Consider the following 14,956-nt stretch of genomic DNA (forward strand, 5'->3'; position numbering starts at 1 on the left):
CGGAGCCTGCGGCTCCGTTTATGGTGGGTCATATGATCGCGTTTTCCCTCCCCGGCTTCGACCTTGCCAAATTCATCCGCGAAACCTTGGCCGAAGACCTCGGTGACGGCCTGCCGGGCGGCGGGCGTGATGTGACATCGGAAAGCGTGATCCCGGCCGATGCGCAGTTCAGCGGCGTGATGGACAGCCGCGATGCCATCGTGGTGGCAGGCCTGCCGCTGGCCGAGGCGTTTTTCCGCGCGCTCGATCCTGATTGCACCATCGAAGCTCTCGCACATGATGGCGACAAGGTGGCCGCTGGCACTGATCTGATGCGGATCGAAGGCAGGGCCCGTGCGCTGCTGACGGCGGAACGCAGCGCGCTCAATATCGTCCAGCACCTGTCGGGCATTGCCACGCTGACGCAGGCCTATGTCACCGCGATGCGCGGGCCGGATGGCAATCTGGCCTGCACCCTGCTTGATACCCGCAAGACCATTCCCGGCCTGCGCTTCCTGGAAAAATACGCGACCCGCCAGGGCGGTGCGCAGAACCACCGCATGGGCCTGTGGGATGCAGCGATGATCAAGGACAATCACGTCGCGGTGGCGGGCAGCGTGGGCGAGGCCGTCGCCCGCGCGCGCGATGCCGGGGTGGCGCGGATCATCTGCGAGGTCGACCGGCTCGACCAGATCGAACCCGCATTGGCGGCGGGCGCACACCACCTTTTGCTGGATAACATGGACCCGGCCACCTTGGGCAAAGCCGTCACGCTGGTTGCAGGCCGGGTGCCGACCGAGGCTTCGGGCGGGGTCAACCTCGATACCATCGCGGCGAAAGCGGCATCGGGGGTCGATTACATTTCCGTGGGAAGGCTCACACAAAGCGCACCGGCGGCGGATATCGGGCTGGACTTCAAGCCTTTATGAGGGTGAAGGCAGGCCCGCGCCCGCTCGCGATCCGCATTTTCGCCGCCGCCTTCCTTGCCGCGGCGCTGCTGCGGCTGGTACGCGGGCTTGGTGATCTTGCCCTGTCGCAGATGGTCTTTGCCGTGCACGCGCCGTGGTTGGCGTGGAACCGCGACTGGACGATTGTCGCGCTTTCGGCCGAGTTCACCATCGCGCTCATTCCGCTGGCGTGGATTTACCTGTTCGCGGCGCCGTTCGCGCGCTGGCTGGTGCTGGGCTTTGGTGCGCTGCGGCTGGCGTTTTTCGATCCCGAAGCGCTGGTCGGGCCAGTGCTGATCGCGCTCGCCATGCTGAGCCTGCTGACCGCGCAGGCGGGGCGATGGTTCGCGCGAACGCCAGACAGGGAGGATGGCCCTGCGGTGTTCGAATAGCCTCCTTGCCGCGCTGACGCTGCTGGCTCTCCCCGCCGCCGCCCAGGCGCAGGCCTACCAATGCCGCGCGCCGCAAGTCCGATCCGTGCCGCAAATCGCGCCCGATGGCCCGCGCCGCAGCCTGCCGGTAACCGGCTACACCCTCGCGCTCAGCTGGAGCCCGGAGTTCTGCAAGCCGCGCAAAGATGCCCGCGCCCATGCCGCGCAATGTTCGGGCAGCAATGGCAGCTTCGGTCTGGTCGTCCACGGGCTGTGGCCCGAAAGCGGATCAGGCTGGCCGCAATGGTGCAAGGCCACCAGCGCCCCCACCCCTTTGGAGGTGCGCGGGGCGATGTGCATGATGCCGTCCGCGCGGCTGGTGGCGCGGCAATGGGCCAAGCATGGCAGTTGCATGGTCAGGCGGCCCGCCACCTATCTCAAGGTCACGCGCATCCTGTGGAATTCCTATCGCATCCCCGATTACGACCGCATCAGCCGCGAGCAGCGCCTGACAGCAGGCCGCATCCGCGCTGCCTTTGCCGATGCCAATCCGTGGGTTCCCGAAAACGCCATCGGTGTGAAGCTGAATGCGCGCGGCTGGCTGGAGGAAATCCGCCTGTGCTATGCCAAGACCTTCCGCCCGGCGCGCTGCACGGCGCAGCGGTTTGGCGCGAGGGACAGCGCCCCGGCAAAGATCTGGCGCGGGCTCTAGGTGGTGGTGCCTTTGCCCCAGACAGCGTAAGCTGGGGCTGCTCGGGGAAGGAGGCAAGATCATGATCGATATTGAACGCATTTCGCCCAAAGCCCACCAGATGCTCGTCTATGGCGAGATCACGCCCGCAGACACGCGCAAGTTTGTCGCCTTTGCCAAGCAGCAGGCCGCTGCCGGGGAGGGCGGACACCTGTTGATCGACATGGTGTCGATGGCGGGTTTTTCATGGAGCGCCATCGTCGAGGAACTGGCCCATGTCCCGGTGCTGATGCGCTGGCTCTACAGCCTCGATCGCATCGCGCTGGTTTCCGACGAGGAATGGATCCGCACCATGGCGCGGCTGGAAAGCGCGCTGCTGCCGGGGGTTTCCTATGCCGTCTATGATGCCGACGAGACCGAAGCCGCGCGCGCCTGGGTGCTGGAGGACAGCGCGCGCGCCCATGCCGGTGCGGTGGCGGAACGCGATGTCGGGCCGGATGTCGCGGTGATCGAGCTGACCGGGCGGCTCGACCGCGAGGAAGCCGAGAACGGGCTTGATCTGGTGCGCGCGCGGCTGGTGGCGACCGGCGCGACCCGGTTGATGGTGGTGATCCGCAAGTGGCACGGTTTCGATCCGGATGCAGCGCTGAGCGGCAAGGTGATGCAGGGCCAGCTTGATCTGCTGGACAAGCTTGATCGCTATGCAGTGGTCGGCGGCCCCGGCTGGCTGCGGCAGATGGCCAGCACCTTCGGCCCGCTGGTCAAGCCCGAGGTGCGCAGTTTCGACGCGGACGAGGAAGACGCCGCGCTGGCGTGGCTGCGCAGCTGACGCCTGTCAGGCGCGGCGCGGGGCGCGGGCAAGGCTGGCGCGTTCAACCAGTTCGAGCATGAGCGGCAACGCCAGCACAGCTCTGGCGCTGCCATCCTGCGCGTCTTCGTCCGCCGGCTCGCCATCCGCGTCACGCGCGGCCATCAGCCGTTCGCAAGCCGCGGCGAACAGGGGCGCGGTGGGTTCGTGCAGCGCGGTGACGGGCGGCTGGCTGCGCATCAGGGCAGGGTCATCCTCAAGCGCGAGCAGCGACAATTCGCGCGGTACGGCCAGCCCCAGCGTGCGCGCCACATGCAGCACCGCCAGCGCCGTTTGCGCGCGTTCTGCAATGATCGCGGTCGGGCGGATGGTGGGCACCAGCCATGATTGCGCAAGGTCGAGCAGCGCTGGCAGGTCGGGCGCGTTCGCGGCGGCAAAGTGGCGGTGGGCGCGGCTGCCGCTGCGGGCCAGCGCGCGGCGATATCCAGCCAGATTCTGCTGCGAGACCTGCGGGTCGGTGGCCCCGGCGATAAACCCCACCTGCCGGTGGCCGAGCGCGATCAGATGCTGCGCGGCTGCCTCGCCGGGATTGCCTGCCGCGCCCTGTGGCCCGTCAAGGCTGTCGGCCGCGATCCCGCGCGCTTCGGCCAGCGCGCGCAGATCGGCGCGGCTGCCCAGCGGGGGCAGCAGGATCATGCCGTCGGGCTGGACCGCGCCCAGCGTGGCGGCGAGCTGCGCCTTGCCTTCGGCGGCGGGTTGACCGGAGGCGAGTTGTTCGAACATCAGGCGGTAACCGCGCGCCCGGCAGGCGGCGGTGCCGGCCAGCAACAACCGGTCGAGCGGCAGCGCGGGCCGGGCGCCGGGGGGCGGCCCTTCGAACACCGCGAGCACCAAGCGGCTGCGCCCGCCGCCCATGCTGCGCGCCGCCAGGCTCGGGACATAACCCAGCGCTGCGATCGCCTGTTCGACCCGCGCTTTGGCAGCGGGGCTGACCCGCGGACTGTCGTTGATCACGCGCGAGACGGTCTGCCGCGAAACGCCCGCGGCGCTGGCGACGTCCTCGATTGTGATGCGGCCTTGCCTCACACGATCATGCTCCCGGCATTGCAGTGCATTCCTGAATCGCCGTGATTGCATCGGGCGATTGCAAATTGATGGCGGTCGGATTTGATGCCAATGTGAGCGATCACGCAAGCCTTTTTTGCCCTGCCGCGACTGTTTCAAGGGCCGCAACAGCTTTCGGGGTCGCTCGCAGGCATTGCCCGTCCAAATCCGGCGAGACCTTTCGTCGCCCGCTGCCACCATCCGGTCGAAAACCAGCCTCGCAGGGGCCGAATGTTACACATTGGCGAAACATGACGGTGGAAACTTGATCTTCGTGCAACTATAGATCCGGCATGGCGACGCCGATCTATGAATTCACGCAGATCCCCCGGGTCGAGGCCGATGCGTCTCGTGGCGGGTCGGGCCATGCCCGCCCTGCCGACCAGGTGCCGACCGTCGGCGTGATCTACAATCCGCGCAGCCATCGCAATCTTGGTGCGGATTTCGATTGCGGCCTGTCGCCCCATGTCCATATCGCCCAGCCTGACGCTCGCGCCCAGCTGCCCGAGGCGCTGGCCGAGTTTGCCGCGCGCGGGATCGATCTGCTGGTGATCAATGGCGGCGATGGCACGGTGCGCGATGTGCTGACCTGCGGCGATGCGATTTTCGGGGAGGATTGGCCCGCGATTGCCGTGCTGCCCAAGGGCAAGACGAACGCACTGACCGTCGATCTTGGCATCCCGGAGGACTGGACCCTGCAAGATGCGATCACCGCGCTTGATCGTGGCGGGCGGGTGCGCCGCCGGCCGATTGCGATCACCGCGCTTGAACAGGACGGCAAGGCTGCGCCAAAATCGCGGGTGTCGGGCTTCATCCTCGGCGCCGGGGCCTTCACCATCGCGACCCGCGCCGGGCAGGCCGCGCACAAGCTGGGCGCGTTCAACAGCCTTGCCGTGGGGGTCACAGCGCTGTGGGCGCTGGCGCAGTCGCTGTTTGCCGGGCGGTCGAACGCGTGGCGCAAGGGCGCGCGGATGCGGATCAATCTGGGCCCGGCGGGTGTGCCGATGGAACATAGCGGGCGCGGCGATTCCGGGATGCGGCAATTGCTGTTCGCCTCCACGCTTGAAACCCTGCCGGCCGGAATCCGCCCCTTTGGCCAGCTGCGCAACGGATTGAAGCTGGTGGCGTTTGACCAGATATCGCGGCGGACCACTGCATTGATCCCGCTGGCGCTGCTTGGGCATGCGCCGAAAAACCTGCGTGAACGCGGCATCCACCAGCTCGCCGTGAGCCACTTTACCCTGTCGATCGACGATCAGTTCATCCTCGATGGGGAGGCTTTTCCCGCTGGCGATTACCGGGTCGATCAGGGGCCGGAGCTCGCCTTCGTCACGCCATGAGCGCGGGCAGCGGCCCACCTGCTGCCCCGCTTTCTGGCCGCATCGCCGCGCAGCTTGCCGCCCCGGTCGATCCGGCGGTGGGCGATTTTGCCGCAGCGCTTGCCGGGGCTGCCGGTGCGCGCGCCGTGCTGTTCTACGGATCGAACCTGCGGACCGGATCGCTTGAGGGCGTGCTCGATTTCTACGTCCTGCTGCCCGGCACCCCGGAGGGCGAGGCCGCGATCTGGCCGACGGTAAGCTATCACGAACGCCCGCAGGGTGACGACATTCTGCGCGCAAAGGTCGCCACCATGCGGCTGGCGACCTTTGCCTGCGCCGCCGCCGGCGATCTTGCGGATACCACGATCTGGGCGCGCTTCGTCCAGCCGAGCGCGCTGGTGTGGGCAGCGGACGAGGCGGCCCGCGCCGAAGTGATCGCCGCCATTGCCGCCGCCTGCACCACTGCGGCACGGCTGTCGGCAGCGCTTGGGCCGGAAAGCGGCGCAGCCGAGGATTACTGGCGCGCGCTGTTCCGTGCCACCTACGCGGCAGAATTCCGGGTCGAGAAAAGCGGGCGCGAGAACGATATCCTCGGCCATAATGCCGCGCATTTCGCCGGTCTGCTGCCGCTGGCGCTGGATGCCGGAGGGATCCCTCCCCGGCAAGAAGGTGAACGGCTCGCCCCCGACCTGCCCGACTGGCAGCGCCGCGTGATCCTGAAATGGTGGTCGCGCCGCCGCCGCCTGGGCAAGCCGATCAACCTGCTGCGGCTGATCAAGGCCAGCACCACCTTCAAAGGCGCGGCCCGCTATGCCGCGTGGAAGATCGAGCGGCATACGGGGATGCCGGTGGCGGTCACCCCGTTCCGCGAACGCTTCCCGCTGCTTGCCGCGCCCAAGGTGTTGTGGGAGCTGTGGCGCCACCGCCGCGGTGCCTGACCCGCCTAATCCTGATATTTCATCTGGATCGCGATCCGGGTCACACCCTCGCCCGCCCGGAACCGGGTCTTGTCGAGCGCCGGCGGACGCGGGATGCCAAGGAACGTCCTGATTTCGGGATTGTTCGACATCCCCGCGCCATCAATCGAGAAATCCTTGTCATAGTTGCCGTTGATGTCGTGCTGCACGACAATCGCATAATCGCCCGCCGCCGGCAGCGGCACGCATACCGTCATGTTGCCCTTGCGCGGGGTGGTATCGATGCGGTGGAGATAGCGCCGGCTCTTGAGCCAGTCGCTATCCTTGGCGCGGTAGGTGCGCACGAACAGGTTACCGCTCGCTGATTTCAGCCCGGTCACGTCAAGCCGCACCGCCGGGCCACTGCCGGGCGCGCAGCGGCGCATGTCATTGTCGATCTTCCCGCCCAGCGTTTCCGCCGCCAGCGCCGCGGCGGCTCCGGCAAACCCGAGCGCGCCGATCCCCGCAGCGATAATCGCGGGGCGCAGCGAGGTGCGGACGGTTGCAAGCGACTTCATCGGCAAAGATCCTGCGCGAAAGAGAGGGGTGGGGCGAGGCGATCCGTTGCGGTTGCCCGGTCTATCGCCCCGCGGTGTCGATACGCAATGGCATCATCCGGCTGAATTGCGGCTTAATCATGCCAGAAAGGCCCGCTTTCACGCAATTGCCTGCCCGCCACGGTGGAAAACGGCCCATCCGGCGCTTGTCGCCCGATTCGCGCCTCCGGTATTGCGAGGCTTGCAATGCAAAAGGGGCCTCGCGCCGCATCATGCCCGCACCGCTGATTTCGCCTTCGATCCTCTCTGCCGATTTCGCCCGGTTGGGGGAGGAAGTGCGCGCTGTTGACGCGGCTGGCGCAGACTGGATCCATATCGACGTGATGGACGGGCATTTCGTCCCCAATATCACCATCGGCCCGGATGTGGTGAAGGCGCTGCGCCCGCACAGCGACAAGCCGTTCGATGTCCACCTGATGATTGCCCCGGTCGATCCCTATCTTGAAGCCTTTGCCGAGGCCGGCGCGGATATCATCACCGTCCACCCCGAAGCCGGGCCGCATATCCACCGCACGCTGCAGGCGATCCGCGCGCTGGGCAAGAAAGCGGGCGCGGTGATCAATCCCGGCACCCCGGTGGAGGTGCTCGACAACCTGATGGACCTGGTCGATCTGGTGCTGGTGATGAGCGTCAATCCCGGCTTCGGCGGGCAAAGCTTCATCCCTTCGAGCCTCGAAAAGATCGCCCGCATCCGTTCGATGATCACCCGCACGGGCCGCCCGATCCACCTTGAGGTCGATGGCGGGGTCAATGCCGAAACCGCCCGCCTGTGTGTCGAGGCCGGGGCCGATGTGCTGGTGGCGGGTTCGGCCACCTTCAAGGGCGGGCCGGATCGCTACGCGGACAATATTGCCGCGCTGAAGGGCGGGCGCTGATGGCAACGCTGCTGCGCACCCAGGCCGGCCGCCGCGCCGATGCACTGGTGGAACGGGTGGCAGAAACCCCGGCGCTGGCCTTGGCCGAGCGGGACGAGCCCAATGCCCTTGCCGCTGATACGCCCGCCCCCGCGCCGATCGAGGAGCCTTCGCGCGCCCTGGCGCTGAGCGATGTCATCGCTGCGCCATCGCGCCCCGGCGAAGGCCTGATCCGGCTGGCCTATCGCATGGGGGTGCCCGGCCACGCGCTCAGCCAGCCGTTCCGCCGCCCGCAGGCGCTGCGGATGCTGGCGACGGTGGAAAGCCCCAATCGCGGGGATCGCGCCGCCGGGACCGCGCTGCGGGCCGGGCATTTCCTTGTCCACGGCGTGCGCCTGCCGATCGCAACCCTCGATTTCGGCGGATCGGCGCGGCCCGCACCCGTGGTGGAGCGGGTGTTGCATTCCTTCTCGTGGCTGGCCGATCTTGCCGCCAGCGCGCCGCGTGCCGATTGCATTCCGGTCGCCGAGCGGATCACCGCGATGTGGCTGCACGCCCATGGCGAGCCCGGTAAGGGGCCGGCATGGGAGGTTGAAGCGGCCGGGCTGCGGCTGGTGGCATGGCTGGTTCATGCGCCGCTGGTGCTGACCGGGCATGGCGCGGAACATGGCAAGGGCCTGAAATCACGCCTGCTTGCCGCGATTGCCGAAACCGCCAGCTGGCTTGATCGCAAGGCCCCGCGAGCAGGGGCGGGGCTGGGGCAGGTTGCGGGCTGGGCCGGGGTGGTCGCCGCAGGATTGCTGCTGCCCCATGGCAAGCCGCGCCGCCTGTATGGCGAGGCGGGTCTGGTGCGCGCCCTTGGCGACATGGTGGGCGAGGATGGCGGTCTGCTGTCGCGTTGCCCGGCCGCGCAGATCGAGGCGATCCGGCTGCTGACCGATCTGATCGCTTGTTACGATGCGGTGGAGATTGCGCCGCCGCCGGCCTTGCCGGTCATGCGCGAATTGCTGGTGCCGCCATTGCTGGCGCTGCGCCACGGGGACGGCGCGCTGGGCAACTGGCAGGGGCAGGGCGCGATTCCGGCGGACCGGGTCGCTGCGGTGATCGAAGGTTCGGGCGTGCGCACCCGCCCGCTCGGCGCGGTGCAGGGCTGGGGGTATCAGCGCCTGCGGGCGGGCGATACGCTGGTGCAGTTCGACACGGCCCCGCCGCCGCGCGCGCGCCATGCCCGCACCGGCTGCGCCTCGACACTGGCGTTCGAATTGTCGGATGGCCCGGCGCGGGTGATCGTCAATTGCGGGGGCGCAGGCCTGACCGGCGGTCAGCTTCCCGCGCGCATCGGGCAGGGGCTGCGCGCCACGCCGGCGTTTTCCACGCTGGTGCTGGACAATGCCAATTCCACCGCGGTGCTGCTCCATGGCCAGCTCGGCAAAGGGGTGGAAAAGGTCGAGATCGAACGCCGCCAGGTCGCCGCACGCGGGCGAGACGCAACCCGGATCGAAGCTGCGCATGATGGCTATGCAGCGCGCTTTGGCCTGACCCATCGGCGCATCCTGACGCTGAGCAGCGACGGCACCGAACTGGCGGGCGAGGACATCCTCGTCCCCTCGTCGAACAAGGGCAAGCGCGGCAGGATCGGCTTTGCCATCCGCTTTCACCTCGGGCGCGGGGTCGAGGTGCAATTGTCGGGTGACAAGCGCGGGGCGAGCCTGCTGCTGCCCGATGGTCGGCTCTGGCAATTCCGCCTGCGCGGCGATAGGGCGGGCGCCGGCGAGATCACCCTTGCTGCCGAGGATAGCCTGTGGGTCGATGGCGAAGGCCGCCCGCATGCGACCGAACAGCTGGTGATCGAAGGACTGGCATTGCGCAGCGGGGGGCAATTCTCCTGGCTGCTGAGAAAGACAGGATAGGCGTTTCCCACATGAGCGAGAAGGCAATCACCCGGGCGCTGCTGTCAGTGTCCGACAAAAGCGGTTTGGCTGACCTTGGCGCAGCCTTGGCGGCGCGGGGGGTCGAACTGGTCAGCACCGGCGGCACGGCGAAGGCGCTGCGCGATGCTGGGCTGGCGGTGAAGGACGTGTCCGACCTCACCGGCTTTCCCGAAATGATGGACGGGCGGGTGAAGACCTTGCACCCGGCGGTGCATGGCGGGCTGCTCGCCCTGCGCGACAATCCCGAACATGTCGCCGCGATGGAGACCCACGGGATCGGCGCGATCGATCTGGTGGTGGTCAATCTCTACCCCTTCGAAGCGACCGTGGCCAAGGGGGCCGGGCGCGCCGAGATTATCGAGAATATCGACATTGGCGGGCCATCGATGGTGCGATCAGCCGCGAAGAACCATGGCTTCGTGACGATCCTGACCGATCCGGCGGACTACCCTGCGCTGCTGGAGGAACTGGCGGTGAATGATGGCGCCACCACGCAGGCCTTTCGCACCCGAATGGCGGGCAAGGCCTATGCCCGCACTGCTGCCTATGACAGCGCGATTGCCAGCTGGTTCGCCTTCGGCGACTCCGATGGCGAGACAACGCCCTTCCCCGAGACTCTGCCGATTGCGCTGAAGCGGGCCGATAGCTTGCGCTATGGCGAGAACCCGCACCAGTCGGCGGCGATCTATGTCCCGCAAGTGATCGCCGCGCCCGGGGTGCCGCAGGCGGCGCAGTTGCAGGGCAAGGCGCTGTCCTACAACAACCTGAACGATGCTGATGCCGCGCTGGAACTGGCGGCGGAGTTTGCCGGGCAGGAACCGGCGGTCGTCATCGTCAAGCATGCCAACCCCTGCGGCGTGGCGCAAAGCGGCAGCTTGCTGGCGGCGTGGGAAGCTGCGCTCGCCTGCGATTCGGTGTCGGCCTTCGGCGGGATCGTGGCGGTCAATTGCGAGCTCGACGGCGCGACGGCCGAGGCGATTGCGGGCATCTTCACCGAGGTGGTGATCGCTCCCACCGTCAGCGCCGAGGCGCGCGCGGTGTTCGCGAAGAAAAAGAACCTGCGCCTGCTCGAATCCGGCGCCCTGCCCGATCCGCGCCGGGGCGGCTTTGCGATGAAGACCATTGCAGGCGGCATGCTGATCCAGTCGCGCGATGGCGGGGCGGTTTCGCGCGATGATCTGAAAGTCGTGACCAGCCGCGCACCCACGGATCAGGAACTGAAGGACTGCCTGTTCGCCTGGACCGTCGCCCGCCACGTCAAATCCAACGCCATCGTCTATGCCAAGGATGGCGCGACCGCCGGGATCGGGGCAGGCCAGATGAACCGCCGGGATTCGGCCCGGATTGCCGCAATCAAGGCGAAGGAAGCCGCCGAAACCTATGGCTGGGACGCCCCGCGCACCCATGGCAGCGCGGTGGCATCAGACGCCTTTTTCCCCTTTTCCGACGGGCTGATTTCCGCTGCCGAGGCGGGCGCAACCGCCGTGATCCAGCCGGGCGGATCAATTCGCGATGACGAGGTGATCGCCGCTGCCGATGCCGCAGGGCTGGCGATGGTTTTCACCGGGATGCGGCATTTCCGGCACTGATTGCTTTTCGCTCGCCCCTCCGGGCGAGCGTCCTCGGCGCTGCTTCCTCCCCTTCAGAGGAGGGGGATCATGCGCAGCATGGTGGAGGGGCGCGGGTTGCATCCCGCCGCACTCTGCGAACGGTTCGGCCCGGCGCATGGTTAATCGCAACTTTTTCTCAGCAGCTCCGTAACTATGGCCGAAGTCCAACCTAATCCTGGCTGACCGCCATGTTCATCCCGCCGCAATTCGGCAGTGGGCAAAGACAGGCGGCAACCAACGAATCGCGAGCTTCCTGATGCGCCTTGTCTCTTCCGATCTGATCCGCAATTTCTCGATCGGATTCGTGATCGCTGCGCTGCTGATTGCCGGGGCCAATGCCGAAAGCTGGGGCGGGGAGCTGTCTTCGCCCGCGCAGGCAGCGCCGATGCCCAGGGCACCGCAGCCTTCGGCGGAATTCGTTATCCCCCCGGCCTCCCCGCCGGCGCAGGCACCCCGATGAACCGCATCGCTGCCCTGCTGCTGGCCGGATCGCTCGCCCTGTCGGCCTGCGCCGGCCCGGCCATCGCCGCTGAAGAACCGGTCAACGCCCCCGCTGCCACGCGCACCGCCAAGGAAACGAAAGGCCTCAGAACCGCGATTTTTGCGGGCGGCTGTTTCTGGGGCGTGGAGGGCGTGTTCAGTCATGTGAAGGGCGTGAAATCCGCCGTCGCGGGCTTTCATGGCGGCAATGCGGCCAGCGCGAAATATGATATCATCATCACTGGCGTCACCAATCATGCCGAAGCGGTGAAGATCACCTATGATCCCGCGGTGGTGCGTTATGATGAACTGCTGCGCATCTTCTTCTCGGTGGTGGCCGATCCCACGTTGAAAAACCGCCAGGGCCCCGATGTCGGCGCGCATTATCGCAGCGCGCTGGTGCCGATGAACAAGGAACAGGCGGCGGTCGCGCGCGCCTATCTTGCGCAGCTGGGCAAGGCTGGCCTGTGGTCAAAGCCGATCGTCACCCGGATCGAACCTTACAAGGCGTTCTATCCGGCAGAGGGCTATCATCAGGATTTCATGGCAAAAAACCCGCGGCACGGATATATCATGCGGTGGGATGCGCCCAAGGTCGCGGCATTGAAGGCGTTCTATCCCGATCATTACCGCGCCGCCTTCCTGCGCGACGCGCGCTGAGCGCGCTTGTCGCTGGCGCAATGCCCGCGATGCGCCTATATTCGAAAGAATGGGAAAGCACGCACATGGCCATGCGCACCACGAACTGGACGGGCGCAACCTGATCGAAGCTGCCGCGCACGCGCTGATCGCGGCGGGCGAGCAGTGGACCACCATGCGTGAGACGGTGTTTGCCGAACTCGCGCGGCATGATCGCCCGGTCTCGGCCTATGACATTGCCGATAATCTTTCGGCGGCGCGCGGCAAGCGGGTGGCGCCCAATTCGGTCTACCGTATCCTTGATGTGTTCGTGGCAAACAACCTCGCGATGCGGGTTGAAAGCGCCAATGCCTATCTCGCCAACACCCATCCCGGCTGCGCGCATGACTGTATTTTTCTGGTCTGTGACGAATGCGGCGAGGCTGCGCATATTGACGATGAAGACGTCAGCCGCAGCGTCCGCGCCATTGCCGCGGCCCGCCAGTTCAAGGCGGAGCGTCCGGTGCTGGAAATCCGCGGCCTGTGCAAAAGCTGCACCTGACCGGCGCGGCGGTTTCCTACAGGCCTTGCAGCGGGTAGAAGCGAGCTATGAAGCTTCCCGTCTTTCTGGCCCGTCTGCCTTCCCGTTCGCGGCCCGGCGACAGGCCGGTTTTCTGTTCCTGAACAGTGTCTCATGTGTCTCCAACAGGGCGCGTGCGTGCTGCTCGTCACACGGCCTGCCGGGGCCTGTTTGATCCTCATCAAGCCTGCATCGACAGGCTCGTTTTCAGTGTGTAAGCTTTAAAACATGACACAACCGCCTTACACCCCTTTGCTCGATCAGGTTGACACGCCTGATGACCTGCGCCGCCTCAAGCACGAGCAGCTTCGCCAGCTGGCCGACGAACTCCGCGCCGAAATGATCGACGCGGTCAGCACGTCGGGCGGACATCTGGGATCCGGGCTTGGCGTGGTCGAACTGACGGTTGCGATCCACTATGTCTTCAACACCCCGGAAGACAAGCTGGTGTGGGATGTCGGGCACCAGTGCTATCCGCACAAGATCATCACCGGGCGGCGCGACCGGATTCGCACGCTGCGCCAGGGCGGCGGGCTGTCCGGCTTCACCAAGCGTTCGGAAAGCGAATATGACCCGTTCGGCGCGGCGCATTCCTCCACCTCGATTTCGGCGGCACTCGGCTTTGCCATCGGCAACAAGCTGCAAGGCAAGGCAGGGCGCGGGATCGCGGTGATCGGCGATGGCTCGATGAGCGCAGGCATGGCCTATGAGGCGATGAACAACGCATCCCAGGCTGGCAATCGGCTTGTGGTGATCCTCAATGATAATGACATGTCGATTGCCCCGCCGGTGGGCGGGCTGTCGGCCTATCTGGCGCGCATGGTGTCTTCGAGCGAATATCTCGGGATCCGCAGCCTCGCCAGCCGTGCGGTCAAGAAGCTGAGCCGCCGGATGCACGATACCATCGGCAAGGCCGAGGAATTCACCCGCGGCATGGTGACCGGCGGGACGCTGTTTGAAGAACTGGGCTTCTACTATGTCGGCCCGATCGACGGGCACAATCTCGATCATCTGCTGCCGGTGCTGGAAAACGTGCGCGACACGTCCGAAGGCCCGGTGCTGATCCATGTCGTGACCGAAAAGGGCAAAGGCTATGCCCCGGCGGAAAACAGCGACGACAAGTATCACGGCGTTCCCAAGTTCGACGTCATCACCGGCGAGAAGAAGAAGGGCGCAGCCGGGCCGCCTGCCTATCAGGACGTGTTCGGTGAAACTCTGGCCAAGCTGGCCGAGACCGATCCGCGCATCTGCGCCATCACCGCCGCCATGCCGTCCGGCACCGGGGTCGACAAGTTCGCCAAGGCGCATCCTGCCCGCACTTTCGATGTCGGCATCGCGGAACAGCACGCGGTGACCTTTGCCGCGGGGATGGCAGCCGAAGGCATGCGGCCTTTCGCGGCGATCTATTCCACCTTCCTCCAGCGCGCCTATGATCAGGTGGTGCATGATGTGTGCATCCAGAACCTGCCCGTGCGTTTTGCGATCGACCGCGCCGGGCTGGTCGGGGCCGACGGGGCCACGCATGCGGGCAGCTTTGACGTCACCTATCTTGCCACCCTGCCCAACATGGTGGTGATGGCCGCCGCCGACGAGGCGGAGCTGGTCCACATGACCTATACCGCGGTCGAACATGATTCCGGCCCGATTGCCTTCCGCTATCCGCGCGGCAGCGGCACCGGGGTTCCCCTGCCGGAGGTTCCGCAGAAGCTCGAAATCGGCAAGGGGCGGCTGGTGCGCGAAGGCACGAAGGTCGCGATCCTGTCACTCGGGCCGCGTCTGGCCGAAGCGTTGAAGGCGGCTGACCAGCTGGAGGCCAAGGGGCTTTCAACCACCGTCGCCGACATGCGCTTTGTCAAGCCATTGGACGAGGACCTGATCGCCCGCCTGATGCGCACGCATGAAGTGGTGGTGACGATCGAGGAAGGCGCGATCGGCGGCCTCGGCGCGCATGTGCTGACCTATGCCTCCGACGAAGGCCTGACCGATGCCGGGCTGAAGGTGCGCACCATGCGCCTGCCCGATAGTTTCATCGATCAGGACGATCCGGTGAAGCAGTATGACGAGGCCCGCCTCAATGCCCCGCACATCGTCGAGACGGTGCTGAAGGCGCTGAAGCACAATTCCGCCGCGATCGAGGAAGCGCGGGCGTAA

General features: G+C 66.5%; 15 protein-coding genes. 13 read left to right on the top strand and 2 right to left on the bottom strand.

Annotated elements, in window-relative coordinates; translation table 11 throughout:
* Positions 1-32: 32 nt before the first annotated feature.
* The 4 genes from nadC to BUA05_RS13270 all read left to right on the top strand — a co-directional run bounded on the left by nadC (position 33) and on the right by BUA05_RS13270 (position 2,817).
* Entirely contained in the window at positions 33-908 is an 876-nt protein-coding gene (nadC, locus tag BUA05_RS13255) for a carboxylating nicotinate-nucleotide diphosphorylase (protein ID WP_072675500.1), read from the top strand.
* On the top strand, positions 905-1,318 hold the full coding sequence (locus tag BUA05_RS13260) for a hypothetical protein (protein WP_143150319.1): 414 nt from the start codon (positions 905-907) through the stop codon (positions 1,316-1,318). Before nadC ends, BUA05_RS13260 begins: the two co-directional genes overlap by 4 nt.
* On the top strand, positions 1,296-2,009 hold the full coding sequence (locus tag BUA05_RS13265; RefSeq protein ID WP_072675502.1) for a ribonuclease T2 family protein: 714 nt from the start codon (positions 1,296-1,298) through the stop codon (positions 2,007-2,009). The genes BUA05_RS13260 and BUA05_RS13265 overlap by 23 nt, the downstream gene beginning before the upstream one ends.
* Positions 2,010-2,070: 61 nt before the next feature.
* Positions 2,071-2,817 carry a SpoIIAA family protein gene (locus tag BUA05_RS13270; RefSeq protein WP_072675503.1) on the top strand — a complete coding sequence of 249 codons (747 nt, stop codon included), beginning with the start codon at positions 2,071-2,073 and terminating at the stop codon, positions 2,815-2,817.
* Between the two features lie 6 nt (positions 2,818-2,823).
* On the opposite strand, the gene BUA05_RS13275 is transcribed toward BUA05_RS13270, so the two are convergent.
* Entirely contained in the window at positions 2,824-3,882 is a 1,059-nt protein-coding gene (locus BUA05_RS13275; RefSeq protein WP_072675504.1) for a LacI family DNA-binding transcriptional regulator, read from the bottom strand.
* 311 nt (positions 3,883-4,193) lie between these two features.
* Here BUA05_RS13275 and BUA05_RS13280 point away from each other — a divergent pair, with 311 nt between their 5' ends.
* Complete coding sequence (locus tag BUA05_RS13280; protein ID WP_072675505.1) at positions 4,194-5,240, top strand: diacylglycerol/lipid kinase family protein; 1,047 nt, start codon at positions 4,194-4,196, stop codon at positions 5,238-5,240.
* Positions 5,237-6,157, top strand: coding sequence for a hypothetical protein (locus BUA05_RS13285; protein WP_072675506.1), 921 nt, complete (start codon positions 5,237-5,239; stop codon positions 6,155-6,157). Before BUA05_RS13280 ends, BUA05_RS13285 begins: the two co-directional genes overlap by 4 nt.
* Before the next feature lie 5 nt (positions 6,158-6,162).
* On the opposite strand, the gene BUA05_RS13290 is transcribed toward BUA05_RS13285, so the two are convergent.
* Entirely contained in the window at positions 6,163-6,693 is a 531-nt protein-coding gene (locus BUA05_RS13290; RefSeq protein ID WP_072675507.1) for a DUF2141 domain-containing protein, read from the bottom strand.
* A 251-nt stretch (positions 6,694-6,944) separates the two neighbouring features.
* On the opposite strand from BUA05_RS13290, the gene rpe reads away from it, so the two are divergent.
* The 7 genes from rpe (at position 6,945) to dxs (ending at position 14,956) form a co-directional block, all read left to right on the top strand.
* Positions 6,945-7,607, top strand: coding sequence for a ribulose-phosphate 3-epimerase (gene rpe, locus BUA05_RS13295; RefSeq protein ID WP_072675508.1), 663 nt, complete (start codon positions 6,945-6,947; stop codon positions 7,605-7,607).
* A complete protein-coding gene (locus BUA05_RS13300; RefSeq protein ID WP_072675509.1) occupies positions 7,607-9,496 on the top strand; it encodes a heparinase II/III family protein in 1,890 nt (629 codons plus the stop codon). Before rpe ends, BUA05_RS13300 begins: the two co-directional genes overlap by 1 nt.
* A gap of 11 nt (positions 9,497-9,507) precedes the next feature.
* Positions 9,508-11,106: a bifunctional phosphoribosylaminoimidazolecarboxamide formyltransferase/IMP cyclohydrolase gene (gene purH / locus BUA05_RS13305; RefSeq protein WP_072675510.1), complete on the top strand. Its 1,599-nt coding sequence runs from the start codon at positions 9,508-9,510 to the stop codon at positions 11,104-11,106.
* 277 nt (positions 11,107-11,383) lie between these two features.
* Positions 11,384-11,587, top strand: coding sequence for a hypothetical protein (locus BUA05_RS13310; protein WP_072675511.1), 204 nt, complete (start codon positions 11,384-11,386; stop codon positions 11,585-11,587).
* The gene (msrA, locus tag BUA05_RS13315) at positions 11,584-12,267 is read left to right on the top strand and encodes a peptide-methionine (S)-S-oxide reductase MsrA (protein ID WP_072675512.1); all 684 of its coding nucleotides are present in this window, start codon (positions 11,584-11,586) and stop codon (positions 12,265-12,267) included. Before BUA05_RS13310 ends, msrA begins: the two co-directional genes overlap by 4 nt.
* A gap of 49 nt (positions 12,268-12,316) precedes the next feature.
* Positions 12,317-12,787, top strand: coding sequence for a Fur family transcriptional regulator (locus BUA05_RS13320; RefSeq protein ID WP_072675513.1), 471 nt, complete (start codon positions 12,317-12,319; stop codon positions 12,785-12,787).
* Between the two features lie 246 nt (positions 12,788-13,033).
* Positions 13,034-14,956, top strand: coding sequence for a 1-deoxy-D-xylulose-5-phosphate synthase (dxs, locus tag BUA05_RS13325; protein WP_072675514.1), 1,923 nt, complete (start codon positions 13,034-13,036; stop codon positions 14,954-14,956).

Origin of the sequence: Erythrobacter sanguineus (genome assembly GCF_900143235.1) — a bacterium.
GTDB lineage: Bacteria > Pseudomonadota > Alphaproteobacteria > Sphingomonadales > Sphingomonadaceae > Erythrobacter > Erythrobacter sanguineus.